This is a genomic window from Pseudomonas sp. GL93 (genome assembly GCF_003408955.1).
GTDB classification, from domain to species: domain Bacteria; phylum Pseudomonadota; class Gammaproteobacteria; order Pseudomonadales; family Pseudomonadaceae; genus Aquipseudomonas; species Aquipseudomonas paracarnis.
In genome coordinates this window covers 114445-128933 of record NZ_NKRF01000075.1, presented here as the reverse complement: position 1 = coordinate 128933, position 14489 = coordinate 114445, and the positions used below count along the sequence as shown (strand labels likewise).

At 59.7% G+C, this 14489-nt stretch carries 16 protein-coding genes and 1 tRNA gene; 9 read left to right on the top strand and 8 right to left on the bottom strand.

Going from position 1 to position 14489, the window contains the following annotated elements:
* Positions 1-9 precede the first annotated feature (9 nt).
* From bamC to CER19_RS14245, 4 genes are all read left to right on the top strand, one after another.
* On the top strand, positions 10-1125 hold the full coding sequence (bamC, locus tag CER19_RS14260; protein WP_032892980.1) for an outer membrane protein assembly factor BamC: 1116 nt from the start codon (positions 10-12) through the stop codon (positions 1123-1125).
* A 4-nt stretch (positions 1126-1129) separates the two neighbouring features.
* Positions 1130-1888: an MBL fold metallo-hydrolase gene (locus tag CER19_RS14255; protein WP_116666872.1), complete on the top strand. Its 759-nt coding sequence runs from the start codon at positions 1130-1132 to the stop codon at positions 1886-1888.
* Between the two features lie 27 nt (positions 1889-1915).
* Positions 1916-2629 (top strand): phosphoribosylaminoimidazolesuccinocarboxamide synthase, encoded by a 714-nt coding sequence (gene purC, locus CER19_RS14250; RefSeq protein ID WP_116666871.1) that lies wholly within the window; start codon positions 1916-1918, stop codon positions 2627-2629.
* A gap of 83 nt (positions 2630-2712) precedes the next feature.
* Positions 2713-2802, top strand: a tRNA-Ser gene (locus CER19_RS14245).
* Positions 2803-2897: 95 nt separating this feature from the next.
* On the opposite strand, the gene CER19_RS14240 is transcribed toward CER19_RS14245, so the two are convergent.
* Together CER19_RS14240 and CER19_RS14235 are read right to left on the bottom strand one after the other, a co-directional pair.
* Positions 2898-3191 carry a type II toxin-antitoxin system RelE/ParE family toxin gene (locus CER19_RS14240; protein ID WP_116666870.1) on the bottom strand — a complete coding sequence of 98 codons (294 nt, stop codon included), beginning with the start codon at positions 3189-3191 and terminating at the stop codon, positions 2898-2900.
* Positions 3181-3420, bottom strand: a complete 240-nt coding sequence (locus CER19_RS14235) for a type II toxin-antitoxin system RelB/DinJ family antitoxin (RefSeq protein ID WP_116666869.1) — start codon at positions 3418-3420, stop codon at positions 3181-3183. The genes CER19_RS14240 and CER19_RS14235 overlap by 11 nt, the downstream gene beginning before the upstream one ends.
* 502 nt (positions 3421-3922) lie before the next feature.
* Between CER19_RS14235 and CER19_RS14225 the strand changes: the two genes are divergently transcribed.
* Positions 3923-4171 carry a DUF6124 family protein gene (locus CER19_RS14225; RefSeq protein WP_256660445.1) on the top strand — a complete coding sequence of 83 codons (249 nt, stop codon included), beginning with the start codon at positions 3923-3925 and terminating at the stop codon, positions 4169-4171.
* A gap of 73 nt (positions 4172-4244) precedes the next feature.
* Here the strand turns inward: CER19_RS14225 and CER19_RS14220 are convergent, their stop codons facing one another.
* Both CER19_RS14220 and CER19_RS14215 read right to left on the bottom strand, forming a co-directional pair.
* Positions 4245-5471 carry an MFS transporter gene (locus CER19_RS14220; RefSeq protein WP_116666868.1) on the bottom strand — a complete coding sequence of 409 codons (1227 nt, stop codon included), beginning with the start codon at positions 5469-5471 and terminating at the stop codon, positions 4245-4247.
* Positions 5472-5608: 137 nt separating this feature from the next.
* Positions 5609-6550 (bottom strand): LysR family transcriptional regulator, encoded by a 942-nt coding sequence (locus CER19_RS14215; protein WP_116666867.1) that lies wholly within the window; start codon positions 6548-6550, stop codon positions 5609-5611.
* A 157-nt stretch (positions 6551-6707) separates the two neighbouring features.
* Here CER19_RS14215 and CER19_RS14210 point away from each other — a divergent pair, with 157 nt between their 5' ends.
* From CER19_RS14210 to CER19_RS14200, 3 genes are all read left to right on the top strand, one after another.
* Entirely contained in the window at positions 6708-8024 is a 1317-nt protein-coding gene (locus CER19_RS14210) for an MFS transporter (RefSeq protein WP_116666866.1), read from the top strand.
* 11 nt (positions 8025-8035) lie between these two features.
* A complete protein-coding gene (locus CER19_RS14205; protein ID WP_116666865.1) occupies positions 8036-9268 on the top strand; it encodes a Zn-dependent hydrolase in 1233 nt (410 codons plus the stop codon).
* A gap of 134 nt (positions 9269-9402) precedes the next feature.
* A complete protein-coding gene (locus CER19_RS14200; protein ID WP_116666864.1) occupies positions 9403-10455 on the top strand; it encodes a histone deacetylase family protein in 1053 nt (350 codons plus the stop codon).
* An 18-nt stretch (positions 10456-10473) separates the two neighbouring features.
* Here the strand turns inward: CER19_RS14200 and CER19_RS14195 are convergent, their stop codons facing one another.
* Together CER19_RS14195 and CER19_RS14190 are read right to left on the bottom strand one after the other, a co-directional pair.
* Entirely contained in the window at positions 10474-10827 is a 354-nt protein-coding gene (locus CER19_RS14195; protein ID WP_116666863.1) for a type II toxin-antitoxin system RelE/ParE family toxin, read from the bottom strand.
* Positions 10824-11105 (bottom strand): type II toxin-antitoxin system ParD family antitoxin, encoded by a 282-nt coding sequence (locus CER19_RS14190; RefSeq protein WP_116666933.1) that lies wholly within the window; start codon positions 11103-11105, stop codon positions 10824-10826. The genes CER19_RS14195 and CER19_RS14190 overlap by 4 nt, the downstream gene beginning before the upstream one ends.
* A gap of 333 nt (positions 11106-11438) precedes the next feature.
* On the opposite strand from CER19_RS14190, the gene CER19_RS14185 reads away from it, so the two are divergent.
* Positions 11439-12341 carry a LysR family transcriptional regulator gene (locus CER19_RS14185; RefSeq protein WP_116666932.1) on the top strand — a complete coding sequence of 301 codons (903 nt, stop codon included), beginning with the start codon at positions 11439-11441 and terminating at the stop codon, positions 12339-12341.
* Here CER19_RS14185 and CER19_RS14180 read toward each other — a convergent pair.
* Together CER19_RS14180 and CER19_RS14175 are read right to left on the bottom strand one after the other, a co-directional pair.
* A complete protein-coding gene (locus CER19_RS14180; protein WP_116666862.1) occupies positions 12333-13091 on the bottom strand; it encodes a substrate-binding domain-containing protein in 759 nt (252 codons plus the stop codon). The two genes, CER19_RS14185 and CER19_RS14180, sit on opposite strands and share 9 nt — an antisense overlap.
* Positions 13088-14395 carry an MFS transporter gene (locus CER19_RS14175; protein WP_116666861.1) on the bottom strand — a complete coding sequence of 436 codons (1308 nt, stop codon included), beginning with the start codon at positions 14393-14395 and terminating at the stop codon, positions 13088-13090. The genes CER19_RS14180 and CER19_RS14175 overlap by 4 nt, the downstream gene beginning before the upstream one ends.
* Positions 14396-14489 lie beyond the last annotated feature (94 nt).

Genomic DNA, 14489 nt, shown 5'->3' with positions numbered 1-14489 from the left:
GCACTACGCATGAAGCGATTGGCCGGACTTTCCGCACTTGCCTTGATTATCTCCAGCACCAGTGGCTGCGGTTGGGTATGGGGCCCGGAAGGCTACTTCCGTGACCGCGGCAGCGATTACCTGGAAGCGCAAGCAACCAAACCGATGCAACTGCCGCCTGATGTCAATGTCGCCAAGCGCCTTGACCCGCTGCTGCCGATTCCACGCAACGTTGCCGACGACACGGTCAAGGGTGAGTACGTAGTGCCACGCCCACAGCCGATTATGGCCGTGGCCGATGCCAGCGACTACAGCCTGCAGAAAAGCGGCGACAACCGCTGGATCGTGGCTCAGCGCCCACCTGCCGAAGTCTGGCCGGTGGCGGTGCAGTTCTTCCAGGACAACGGTTTCCGCCTCGACCAGCAACGCCCGCAGACGGGTGAGTTCACCACCGCATGGCAGCAAGGTCGCGAGCTGTCCGCCAACATGGCCCAGCGCCTGCTGGCGGGCGGTGTTGCCGCCGACAGCGAAGCCCGTGTGCGTGTGCGCATCGAGCCCGGCGTGCAGCGCAATACCAGCGAAGTCTATGTAGTCAGCGCCGAGCGGCCTGCCGGCAGCACGGCTGACGTCGACTTCACGCCGCGCTCGGTTAACACCGGCGTCGACGCCGCGCTGGTCGACGAGATGCTGGCCAGCATGAGCCGTATCTCCGAGAAGGGCGGTTCCGTTTCCCTGCTCGCCGCCCGTGATTACGACACCCCTAGCCGCGTCAGCCTCACCGAAGACGGCAGCGGTAACGTCGTGCTGAACCTGGGTGAAGACCTCGACCGTGCCTGGGCCAGTGTTGGCCGTGCGTTGGAGCAAGGCCCTTGGCGCGTTGAAGACATCAACCGCAGCCTGGGCCTGTACTACATCAACGTGGCTGAAAAGGCCGAGAAGAAAGACGACGAGCCAGGTTTCTTCGGCAAATTGTTCGGCAGCGCGCCGACCAAGGAAGAGATCGAAACCCGTGCCGAGCGTTACCAGGTTCGTTTGAGCAAGGTGGGCGAAAGCGTGCAAGTCACCGTCGAGAAGAACATCAACACCGTCGCGCCAGCTGAAACAGCGCGCAAAGTGTTGGGCGTGATTCAAGACAACCTGGGCTGATCCGATGCGTTTTGCCGTTCTCGGCAGCGGTAGCCAAGGGAACGGTACGCTGGTCGCCCATGATGACACGTACGTGCTGGTCGATTGTGGTTTCTCCCTGCGGGAAACCGAGCGGCGCCTGTTGCGCCTGGGGGTTCACCCCACGCAACTGAGCGCGATTCTGGTAACCCACGAACATGCCGACCATGTGCATGGCGTGGGTTTGCTGTCTCGGCGCTACAATTTACCGGTGTACTTGAGTCGCGGCACGTTGCGCGGGATGCGCAAACCCATTGAGCCTGCTGGCTTCCTGGCCGGTGGTGAGCAACTGCACATTGGCGCCCTGAGCATCAATGTCATTGCGGTTGCTCACGATGCCCAGGAGCCGACGCAATATGTATTCAGTGACGGTGAGCGGCGCTTCGGTGTGCTCACCGACCTGGGTTCCTACTGCGCCAAGGTGCTGGAGGGTTACCGGGACCTCGATGCCTTGATGATCGAGTCCAACCACTGCCGAGACCTGCTGGCGCGCGGTCATTACCCTTACTTTCTCAAGCAGCGGGTGGGCGGCGAGCTGGGACATTTGAACAACCACCAGGCCGCATACCTGGTGTATGAGTTGGGCTGGCAAGACCTGCAACACCTGGTCCTGGCTCACCTCAGCAGCAAGAACAACCTGCCGACGCTTGCCCGGCAATGTTTTGTCGACACCCTAGGGTGCGACCCGGACTGGCTGCAATTGGCCGATCAAGATTCAGGGCTCGACTGGCGACACATCGCCTAGCCCACCTTACTCAAAGCGGAGCCCATCATGGAAAAACGTGAAGAACTCTACCGCGGCAAAGCCAAGTCGGTGTACAAGACCGACGACGCCAACCGCCTGATCCTGCTGTTTCGCAACGACACCTCGGCGTTCGACGGCAAGCGCATCGAACAGCTGGATCGCAAAGGCATGGTGAACAACAAGTTCAACGCCTTCATCATGCAGAAACTCGAAGCGGCCGGTATCCCGACCCAATTCGACCAACTGCTGGGCGACAACGAATGCCTGGTCAAGAAGCTCGACATGATCCCGGTCGAGTGCGTCGTGCGTAACTACGCCGCCGGCAGCCTGGTCAAGCGTTTGGGCGTGGAAGAGGGCCTCAAGCTCAACCCTTACACCTTCGAACTGTTCTTGAAGGACGACGCCAAGGGCGATCCGTTCATCAACGAATCCCACGTCGTGGCGTTCGGTTGGGGCTCCGCTGAGCAACTGGCGCGCATGAAGGAGTTGTCCCTCAAGGTCAACGACGTGCTGAGCAAGCTGTTCGACGACGCCGGCCTGTTGCTGGTGGACTTCAAGCTGGAGTTCGGCGTGTTCCACGACGGCTCCATTGTTCTGGGCGACGAATTCAGCCCGGACGGCTGCCGCCTGTGGGACAAGGACACCAAGAAGAAGATGGACAAAGACCGCTTCCGCCAAGGCCTCGGTGACGTGATCGAAGCCTACGAAGAAGTCGCCAAGCGCCTCGGCGTACCGCTGTAATCGACGCAAGCATCTGATAGCACGGAAAAAAATCGCTTCGGCGCTTTGCATCCATCAATCATGCTGTTATGATGCGCGCCGTTGGAGAGATGCCAGAGTGGCCGAATGGGACGGATTCGAAATCCGTTGTACCTTCACCGGTACCTAGGGTTCGAATCCCTATCTCTCCGCCATTACATAGAAAAAGCCCCGTAGCTGAATAAACTACGGGGCTTTTTCGTTTTTAGCCTTTATTAACGGCTGCTTCAGGGAATTGTTGTAGTCCTGCCTAACGCTGATCAAGGCGCTCAGACGCTTTGCGATAAGCCTGATCTCGTTCACGCTTATCGACGGCGACCACGAACACCGTAACTTCCTGATCTATCACTTGATACACCAGCCTGTACCCGCTGCTACGCAGTTTGATCTTGTAGCAGTCAGGCAGCCCATGTAGGCGGTTAGCCTCAATACATGGGTTGTTCAGGACTTCGACCAGCTTCTTCTTGAGTTGCTGACGGAGGGTGTCGCCGAGTTTCTGCCATTCCTTCAATGCACGCGCATCAAAATCAAGGCTATAGGTCATCCAGAGAAACCCTCACACGTTGAGGCGACGCAAGGCGCTCACGTACGGTCTCCATCAAGGCTTCATCCTCTTCAGTCATGAGGACAGGCTTAAATGGCAACTGGCCGCGTTCGGCAACATATTGCAACGCCTGACGTATCAGTTCAGAAGGTGTGACACCGAGTTTCTCCAGCTCTAGGTAGGCACGAGCTTTCAGGTCGTCATCGATACGGATGTTGATAGATGCCAAGGGATAGCTCCTTGTGTAATGACGTTTGTCATTACATTGGGGCAATCGGGTTTCATTGGCAAGTCTGTCTGGACATACGGCAGTCGCTCTCATCTGTTGATCCTACTTCTTGGCCGTCGGCTTTGCCGGGCGCTTTTTATCGGTTTCCTTCACCGTTTCCCTTGGTCTTTTCTTCGCCTCTTGCTCGGTTACGTATTCACCTGTGACCGCATCGCGATATCTCGTTGGCATATCAGCACCCTTGACAGTATGTCGCCACAGCGGCGACCTTTTGAGGCTAGCTTGCAGGCTTATGCACACAAGGTTCCTGGTGGGGATTCTGGTTACCAAGCTTTTCCGAAACAGGTGCTTACGTTGTGCAGGTTCGGCAGTTTTCGTGCAGGGTTGCGTTGGCCGGGGCAGGGCGCTAACCTTCCGCCGTCGCCCTCATGGCGACCGGTTTTGACAGGCCGAATAACGTGCGACTTTCGCGCATCCCCAAACTGGTTTCAGACGTTTGTCTGTGCCCATCTGTTATGGCGGCTGTGCGTGGGGCATCTTCGGGTGCGCCGGGTTTCCACGTTTCCGGTCTGTCAACCCGCGTACAGCTGCCACCGAAACCCTCTCATCCGCCCTTCAAACCGCCTACCAATGCGCCGAAGATCCGGACAGCACTCAGTCGCCCGTGATCATGGCCCTGGCTCAATTGATCGAAAACGCGCAAATGCTGGTGGATGCCGTCCTCGAGCGTGATTTCCCCGCGGCCAAATAAATACCTGCTCCCTGAAACGAAAAAAGCCTGCTGAACTCAGCTCTCAGCAGGCTTTTTTGCGGATGCAGTCCGGTCAGGCAGGCTGTGCCACCAGGTTATTACTGACCTTGCGCCCCAACACCAGCACGGTCGCAAACCCGAACCCTACTAACACCGTGGCCAGGCTCAACAACACCGAACTGCCCATTTGGTCGACGATCCGCCCGCCAAAGAATGAACCCAGGGCGATGATCACCTGAAACAGCGCCACAAACAGCGGCATACCACGCTCTACGTCCTTGGGCGCCACCACAAACATCCAGATGCTCGCGCAGGCTGGGAACGCGCCGAAGGCGAAGCCCCAGAGGGCGATCAGCATCGCCGCACCGGTCATGCCGGTGGCGAAGTAGGGGAACAGCGCGGTGCTGGTGCCGATCATCAGTGCGACCAACAACAGGGTGTTGCGTACGCTGCGGTTGGCGGCAAAGCCGGCGAAGATATTGCCCAGCACCCCAGCCACGCCATACAGCAACAACAGCGAGCCAATCGTCGGCCCGTCGAAGCCGGAGCTGTGTTTAAAGAACGGCGCGACATAGGTATACGCAGCAAAGTGCGCCAGGCCGATCAGCAGCACGGCGATCAACCCGACCCGTGCTTGTGGGTTGATAAACAAAGCCGGCAGGTCACGGATCTGAATGGCTTTCTCAGGGGTGAGTCGCGGCAGCAGGAAGATTTGCGCCAACAGCACCGGAATGCCCACCAACGCCGTGACCAGGAAGGTCATGCGCCAGCCCATCAGGCCACTGAGCCACGTACCTACCGGTACGCCCAAGACGGTGGCCAGTGTCACGCCCATCATGATGATCGAGGTGGCTTTCGCAACCCCAACGCCTTTGGGCGCCAGCCGCCCGCTGAGGGCAATGGCCGTGGCCCAGAAGCCGCCGATGCTGATGCCGAGCAATACGCGACCGAACAGCAGCAGGCTGAAATCGTTGGCGAAGGCCACCACCGAGTTGGCGATGATCATCACCAGTGTCAGGCCGATCAGCAGGTAACGACGGTCCATGGCGCCAATGCTGACCGACAGAAACGGCGCGGCGAGGGCGGCCATGATACCGGGCAATGTCACCATCAACCCGGCGTGACCGGCACTGATGCCCAGATCGCTGGCGACGTCGTTGAGTACGCCCACCGGCAGGAATTCACTGGTCACCAGGGCAAAGGCACCCACGGCGACCGAAAGAATCGCCAGCCACTGCTGTTTGACGCTTTGTTGATTATGTTCGGGAAGGCCGTTAGAGGCCTGGCTCGCGCTTGGCATGGTGTGGGATTCCAAGGTGAAAGTCGCCTGAGGTCAGACGCAGGAGAGGGAAGCTGGGGGCGATTATAGGAATCAGTGTTGGCAATCGAGCAGGCGCTCGTTTCGATAGTAATCATCAGTGCTATCGATGTGAGCAATCATTCGTCGGCCAACCGACTTAGAAGACACTCAATAAACACCCCCTCCGCCCGACTCATCTTCTGCTCCCGGTTCCACAACAGATGAATATCCACATCCGCAATCCCCTCATCCGGCGGCAACCGCCACAGCAGCCCGCTCTTCACATCGTCCGCCACCACATGAGTGGGTAAGCAGCCCAAGCCAAACCCGGCAATGACCAATCGACGCACTTCTTCCAGGCTGGAGGATGACGCCACGATCCGCCCACCGAACCCTTGCTGATCACGAAAAATCGTCAGCGGCGAGAGCATCCCGCCGATCTGGTCACTGGTAAAACTCACGAAGTTTTCCGACTGCAAGTCCCCTTCGACCAAGCCTGTGCGTCCGAACAATGGGTGGTGTTTCCCACAAAAAAACGCATAGCGCTGACGCAGAAACAGGTGCTGTTCCAGGCGCGGCTGTGGCCGACGGTTGAGGCTCAGCCCCAAGGTCGCGGTTTTCTCCAGCAGCGCGGCGACGATGTCGGAGCTGCGCATCACTTCGACCTCCAGGTCTACCCGCGGATGCTCGCGATGAAAGCCTGCGAGAAAGTCATCGAAAGTGTCGGAATTAATCCGGCTGATCATCAGCAAACGCACTTTGCCGATCACTTCATCGCCGGGCTTTTGCAGGGCGTTGCTCATCTGCGAGACCTGACCGTACATCTCGCCGGCGATGGCGAAGATCTGCTCACCGGCCTCGGTGAGCACGAAGCGCGGGCCGCGGCGCAGGATGAGTTGGCAATCCAGCTGTTCTTCCAGGCGCTTGAGCGCCTGGCTGATCGCCGGTTGCGTCAGATGCAGGCGGGCGGCGGCGCGGCTGATGCTAAGTTCCTGGCCGATCACGCGGAAGGTGCGCAGCAGGTTCCAGTCCAGGCGGTCATTGAGTAGGGGGTGAATATCGCGGCGGGATTCGGGCATGGCATCGCTCGAGAATAAGCAGTTTTTATAATCAAGATAATAAATAGAAAATTGACTAATCATAGCCCCAGGCCGAAAAATCGGGCTTAACAAGCGCCACCAGAGCGCACTGGTTCGACCTTCTCCTGCCAAAAAAATAACCAAAGGAGCCAACCCCATGAAGCCTTCCGCTTCGCCGCAGCCTCGCCGTGCCGCGGCCGCCGCCTTTATCGGCACCATGATCGAGTGGTACGACTTTTACATCTACGCTACCGCCGCCGCGCTGGTGTTCGGTCAGCTGTTCTTCCCTTCCGACGATAAACTGTTCAGCACCATGGCCGCATTCGGCACCTTCGCCGTGGGCTTTTTCGCACGGCCGTTGGGCGGCATCGTGTTCGGCCATATCGGCGACCGCATCGGGCGCAAGAAGTCCCTGGTGATTACCCTCGTGATGATGGGCGTGGTGACGGTGTGTATCGGCCTGTTACCGACCTATGCGCAGATCGGCGCCGCAGCCCCGGTGCTGCTGATCCTGCTGCGCGTGGTGCAGGGCATTGCGGTCGGCGGCGAGTGGGGTGGGGCGGTGTTGATGGCCGGGGAACATGCGCCAAAGGGGCGCCGTAACTTCTTTGCATCCTTCGCGCAGTTGGGCAGCCCGGCCGGTTTGATTCTGTCCTTGCTGGCGTTCAGCGCCGTCACTCGTCTGCCGGAAGAAGACCTGCTCAGTTGGGGCTGGCGCCTGCCGTTCCTGGCCAGCGCCTTGCTGCTAGTGGTCGGCCTGGCGATTCGCCTGGGTGTGAACGAGTCGCCGGAGTTCCTTGAAGACAAGGCCCTGGCGGAAAAGGCCCGTGCTATTAAAAAGGACCAAGCCCCCGTCCTGGAAGTGCTGAAAACCGCTTGGCGCCCGCTGTTGCTGTGCATTGGCGCCAATACGTTGGGGATTGCCGGCGTGTATTTCACCAACACCTTCATGATTGCCTACAGCACTCAACAATTGGGCCTACCGCGCTCGTTGATTTTGGAATGCCTGTTCTTCGTCGCCATCATCCAGTTCTGCGTTCAGCCTCTGGCCGCCTGGGTGGCGGAGAAGGTCGGCGCTACACGGTTCCTGTGCGCCATGACCGTACTGGCGATGGCGTCGCCGTACCCGATGTTCGTATTGGTCAGCAGCGGCCAGGCGCCCTTGATCATCCTTGGCATTGCCCTCGCGGTGGTGTGCATGGCGTCCTTCTACGCCGTCATTGCAGGCTTTGTCAGCGGCCTGTTTGAAACACGTGTGCGCTACACCGCGATCTCTCTGGCTTATCAGGTCTGTGGTGCCCTGGCCGGTGGTTTGACCCCGCTGATCGGCACTTGGCTGGCCCATCAATACCAAGGCCAATGGTGGCCGATGGCAGTGTTCTACAGCGTGATCGCGGCGGTTTCTTTGGTGTGCGTGCTGGCCTTGTCCCGCCGCCACGCCACGGCTCATCGCCTGGAAATGGCACACAGTTGAGGGAGTCAGCAATGTTGAAGATTAATGGCGAGCGCCTGTGGCATAGCCTGATGGCCATGGCCGAGATCGGCGCGACGGCACGCGGTGGCAGCTGCCGCCTGGCATTGAGCGCTGAAGACAAGGCCGGTCGTGAGCTGTTCAGTCACTGGTGTACAGCCGCTGGCCTGACGTTGAGCGTGGACGCTATTGGCAACCTGTTCGCTCGCCGCGACGGCACCGATAACGACGCAGCCCCTGTGATGATGGGCAGCCACCTGGATACCCAGCCCGAAGGCGGACGCTTCGATGGGGTGTACGGCGTGTTGGCTGGCCTGGAAGTGATCCGCAGCCTCGACGACCACGGCATCCAGACGCGCAAGCCGTTGGAAATTGCAGTGTGGACCAACGAGGAGGGCGCCCGTTTCACCCCAGCGATGCTGGGCTCGGCGGTGTTCACCGGCACGCTCGCCCTGGACAAGGCACTGGCCACCGCCGATGTAGACGGTATCAGCGTGAACGAGGCGTTGCGCACCACCGGCTACAACGGTGAGCGCCCGTTGGGTGGTGCGGTGGATGCGTATTTCGAGGCGCATATCGAGCAAGGCCCGATCCTGGAAGACAACGCCAACAGCATCGGCGTAGTCACCGGTGGTCAAGCGATTCGCTGGCTCGATGTGCGGGTCGAAGGCATGGCCGCGCACGCTGGCACTACGCCGATGCTGTTGCGTAAAGATGCGCTGTACGGCGCGGCGAAAATGATCCAGGCCCTGGAAAACCTCGCTGCCGATTTTGCCCCGCAGGGTCTCACCACTGTGGGTGAACTGAGCATCGCCAAGTCGTCGCGCAACACCATCCCCGGATTGCTCAATTTTACCGTCGACCTGCGCCACCACCACGACGCCGACATCGACGCCATGGAGCAGCAAGTGCGTGCACGCCTGCAGGCTATCGCTGACCACCGTGGCCTGAGCGTCACCATCACGCCTCACTGGATCAGCCCGGCCACGCCGTTCGACGCCGAGTGCGTGGCTTGCGTGCAGGCTGCGGTGGACGGTTTGGGCTACAGCCAGCAGACCATCGTCAGCGGTGCTGGCCACGATGCGATTCACCTGGCGCGCTATTGCCCCACCGCGATGATCTTCATCCCCTGCGTCGGCGGCCTGAGCCACAACGAAGCCGAAGATGTCTTGCCCGACGATGTGCGCCAAGGCACCGATGTCTTGCTCAACGCCGTCTTGAAACGCGCCGGGCGCGTTCATTTCTGAAGGCTGACGCCATGCCCATGTGGGAGCTGGCTTGCCTGCGATAGCGGACTGTCAGAGAACAATGTACTGCCTGATTCACCGCAATCGCAGGCAAGCCAGCTCCCACAGGTTCTGTGTTTATCCAGGAGCAACTCATGAAGACGTTTTTCCACCCCGAACAACTCCTGCATCACCCGCGTAGCTACTATTCCCGCGGCCAGATGCGCACGCCCCAGGAGGTTCCCGAGCGAGCGCGCAACCTGCTGCTGGCTGCGCAAACCCTGGGCTTCGATATCCAGCAACCGACCGATTACGGTATGGGTCCTTTGCTCGCCGTGCACGGCAGCGCCTATTTGGCTTTTCTTCAAGAGGCTCACCCGCGTTGGAAAGAGATCCCCGAAGACTGGGGCGACGAAGTCATGTCCAATATTTTCGTGCGTGAACCCAATGCCCTGCGCGGCATCCTGGCCCAGGCTGCACGCTACCTGGCCGATGGCAGTTGCCCCATCGGCGAGTTGACCTGGCGCTCGGCTTATTGGTCGGCGCAAAGTGCCGTCGCCGCTGCGGGTGACCTCCTCGATGGCGCACCTGCCGCCTACGCCTTGTGCCGGCCGCCGGGCCATCACGCCCGCTTCGACGCGGCCGGTGGCTTCTGTTACATCAACAATGCGGCCGTGGCTGCGCAAGCACTGCGACAAGGTTTCCAGCGTGTCGCCGTGCTCGATACCGATATGCATCACGGCCAAGGCATCCAGGAAATTTTCTACGACCGCGACGACGTGCTGTATGTGTCGATCCACGGCGACCCGACCAACTTCTATCCTGGCGTGGCTGGTTTTGCCGAGGAAAAAGGCGGTGGCGCCGGCGAAGGGTACAACCTCAACCTGCCGATGCCCCATGGTGCCAGCGAAGCGGTGTTCTTCGAAAAGCTGGAGCAGGCCCTGGCAGCGGTGAAGCGCTTCTCGGCGGATGTGCTGGTGTTGTCACTGGGCTTCGATATCTACGAGCTGGACCCACAAAGCAAAGTCGCGGTGACGCGGGACGGCTTTGCGCGGTTGGGAGCCCGCATCCGTGCGCTGGGGTTGCCCTGCGTGATCGTGCAGGAAGGCGGGTATCATTTGGAAACGTTGGACAGTAATGCCCAGGCATTTTTCGGTGCGCCAACGGCTTGGAACGCGCTATCAGGCCCTTCATTAAAGGGTGTTTGAACGCTAAAAGCCTGCTGATCAGTTTTCAGCAGGCTTTTCAGCCCTTGTCGGGTGCTCGTTCTCATCTGCGTGCAACAACGCCGTGTAGTCTTGCCCGCCGTAAAACACCCCCACTATCGATACCGTTTTGAAGTCAGGCTTCACTCTGAAAGCAATAACGGTGCTGCGACGACAGTGAGTGATGCGCAAGTCTTTCAGCAGGTCGTCACGGCGCATGCCACGCAAGGGAAACAGGGCAAGGCTTTCACAGTAGCTGATGAGGTTATCGATAAAACGTGCCGCTACAGGAGGGGAGCCGACATCGCTGATGTAATCCTCGAGGGCATCGAGTTGCACCAGGACCTGGGGCGAAAAAACTACCGAGTAGCTCACGCTTCCCGTGTGCCTTTGCGCTGACGTCTGGCGGCCATCTGTTCGCGGACCTGTTCTGGCGATAACCCAAGCTCAGGCTTGGCCTCAAGGGCGGTCGCTGCTGGGATGACTTCGTCTCTGAGCCAATCTTCCATGGCACGATCACGCGCCAGCAACGCCCGCAGGCCGTCGCGAATCACTTCACTTTCGCTGGCATATTCGCCAGCAGCCACCTTGGCTTTGACCAGGGCAGCCATTTCAAGGGGCAAGGTGATGCTCATTTGCTGGGTTGAGCGCATGGGGTTATCCGCCAGAGGTGAGTAGGATTCAATCCTACTCGACCATTGACGCGATGCAAGAAGCAACTGATCGATGCCGATGCCCGGCGCCTCGTCGTCCATCCAGAAGGGGTAGGTTTCCATGAGTTGCTACGTCTCCAGTTGTGTAGGTCAGGCCCCAAGTATTGACCCGTTTTGGCGATCGCGTGGCCGCAGGCGGCCGATAACCTGCTGATATGTATGACTTCATATGTGTAACAGGATGATCTCGGCAAACCGTCTCGGCACACATGGCGTCCCACCGGCTCCCATACGATAATGCTCGTCACCTCGACCACCTTTGGCCTGCCTCCCGTGATCATCAACTTCGACCTCAACGACCTCCAAGCCTTCCGCGCCGTGGTGGACAAGGGCAGTTTTCGTGGCGCTGCCGAGGCTATCCGTATCTCGCAACCGGCCCTCAGCCGGCGTATCGAAAAGCTTGAATCCGCGCTGGATGTAAAGTTGTTCGAGCGCACCACGCGGCGGGTCAGCCTGACCATGGTCGGTCGTGCCTTCTTGCCCCAGGTGGAGCGAATGCTCGATGATCTGGACATCGCCTTGATGGGCATCAGCAACGTCGCGTCCACACGCATGGGCAACGTCACCATCGCCTGTGTGCCGTCTACCGCGTATTACTTCATGCCCCACGTGATCTCCGAATTCCACAAGCTGTATCCGAAGATTCGCCTGCGGGTGCTGGATGCCAGTGCCGGCGAGGTGTGCAATGCGGTGGCCAGCGGCGAGGCAGACTTTGGCGTGAGTTTCAGCGGCAGCCTGGCCGATGAGGTGGAATTCGAGTTGCTGCTGCAGGAGCGCTACGTGCTGGCCTGTCGGCGTGATCACCCTCTGGCTGCGCGTGACAGCGTGAGCTGGACCGAGGCTTATGAGCATGACTACATTGAGGTGGACAAGACGTCGGGCAATCGCTTCCTGCTCGACCAGGCGCTGCGTGGCGTGCGGGTGAAAAAGCCGAGTATCTGCGAGACCCACCATGTGACCACGATGATCGGGCTGGTGGAGGCGGGGCTGGGCGTGGCGATGGTGCCGTCGATTGCGATGCCGGCGCACACTCACCCGATTCTGGTCAGTGTGCCGCTGGTGGAGCCCCAGGTGCTGCGCAATGTGGGCTTGATCAAGCGCCGCGGGCGGACATTGCCACCGGCGGCGCTGGAGTTGGAGCGACTGGTACGGGAGATGCCGTTCCGGTCAGCGTGACACCGAGTCCAGGCCGGTGGATTGCACCTCCGGCTGGGCCTCGGGCGATGCCATGAACTGCAACAGCGCCTTGGCCTGCTCCGGGTGTTCGGCGTTCACCGGAATGCCCGCGGCAAAGCGCGTCACCGACTGCACGTCTTCCGGGATTTTGCCCACAAACGTTACACCCTTGACTGGCAACAACTCCGCCACTTGCTGCAAGCCGACCTCATAATCGCCCTTGGCCACCTGCTCGCCCACCGGCACGCGTTCGATCATGGTGCCCTTGGCCGGCATGCCGAGTTTCTTGAACAATTGCTTCTCGACATACACGCCGCTGGCGCTATCTGAATAGGCCACCGACTTGGCTTGGCTCAGCACAGCCTTGAGCTCGGCATCGGTATTGATCGAAGGTTTGGCCGCACCTTCCTTCACCACCAGGCCGATCCGCGAGTCCGCCAATTCCACGCGGGAGGCGGGGTCGACTTTGCCTTGTTTGATCAGTTCATCCAGGGCATAGCCGACCATGATCACCACGTCGGCGTGTTCGCCACGGGCCAGGCGGTTGGGAATCGCTTCCGGCGCCTTGCCCATGGACGGGCCAAGGATGGTGTCGAGGGTGTCACCGCTTTGCTCGGCGTATTGCGGGCCGAGCAATTTATACGCGGCGGTGAAGCCGCCCGAGGTCATGACCTTGAGTTGTTCGGCCTGGGCGGTCAGCGCCAGGGTGCCGAGGACGACAGCAGTGAGGGTCTTGAACAGCGGTTTCATTGCGCAGCCTCCTGCATGACTTGGCCACGGGTATTGGCGCGGCGATACAACGCCAGGGTCGAACACAATGCACACAGCGCGGCGAAGATCATCCAATACGCAGGTGAAGCCTTGTCTTCAGTGATGTGAATGAACCAGGTGGAGATCGCCGGGGTAAAGCCACCGAACACTGCTGTCGCCAGGCTGTAGGCCAGGGAGAAACCCGCCACACGCACTTCCACCGGCATGATTTCAGTCAACGCCGGGATCATCGCGCCGTTATACATGCCATACAGGAACGAGAACCACAGCAGGGTTTCCAGCATGTGCGCAAAGCTTGGTGCGTTGACCACGTAGGACAATGCCGGATAAGCCGTAAGGACAGTCAGCACCGTCATGGCGATCAGCACTGGTTTGCGGCCGAAGCGGTCGCTTAACGTGCCGCCGATCGGCAGCCAGAAAAAGTTCGAGATCGCGACCAGCAAGGTCACCAGCAAGGCGTCCGAGGTGCTCAGGTGCAACACGGTTTTACCGAAAGTCGGTGCGTACACGGTGATCAGGTAGAACGCGGTGGTGGTCATGGCCACCATCAGCATGCCGCCGATGACCACGGTCCAGTTCTTCACCAGGGTCGCCATCACTTCACGCATGGTTGGGCGATGCTTGCGGTTGGCGAACTCTTCGGTTTCCTGCAGGTTGCGACGCAACACAAAGATAAACGGAATGATCACGCAACCGACGGCAAACGGAATCCGCCAGCCCCAATCGGCCACCACCGTAGGTTCCATCCATACGTTCAGGCCATAACCCAGGGCCGCGGCGACGACGATGGAGATCTGTTGGCTGCCCGACTGCCAGCTGGTGTAGAAGCCTTTACGGCCCGGCGTGGCCATTTCGGACAGGTACACCGACACGCCACCCAGCTCCGCGCCGGCCGAGAAGCCTTGCAGCAGGCGCCCCAACAGCACCAGAAACGGCGCCCATAGGCCGATGGTCTGATAACTCGGCACCAGTACGATCAGCAGCGTACCGCTGGCCATGATCGACAGGGTCACGATCAAGCCTTTGCGACGGCCCACGTCATCGATGTAGGCACCCAGAATGATCGCGCCCAATGGACGCATCAGGAAGCCCGCGCCGAACACGGCGAAGGTCATCATTAATGACGCAAACTCATTAGCGGCCGGGAAGAACGCGGCAGCGATATAGGTGGCGTAGAAACCGAACAGAAAGAAGTCGAACTGTTCGAGGAAATTGCCCGAAGTAACGCGCAATACCGCGCCTACTTTCGAGGGGGCAGCCGCAGGCCGGGAAGGGGTCGTCATGGTTTTGTGTCTCCAGCGTTCTTTTTAAAGTGCTTGTTTCGCTTAAGACTTGGGATAGTGGCTGACACATTTAGAAATGATAAGTGACTAATTT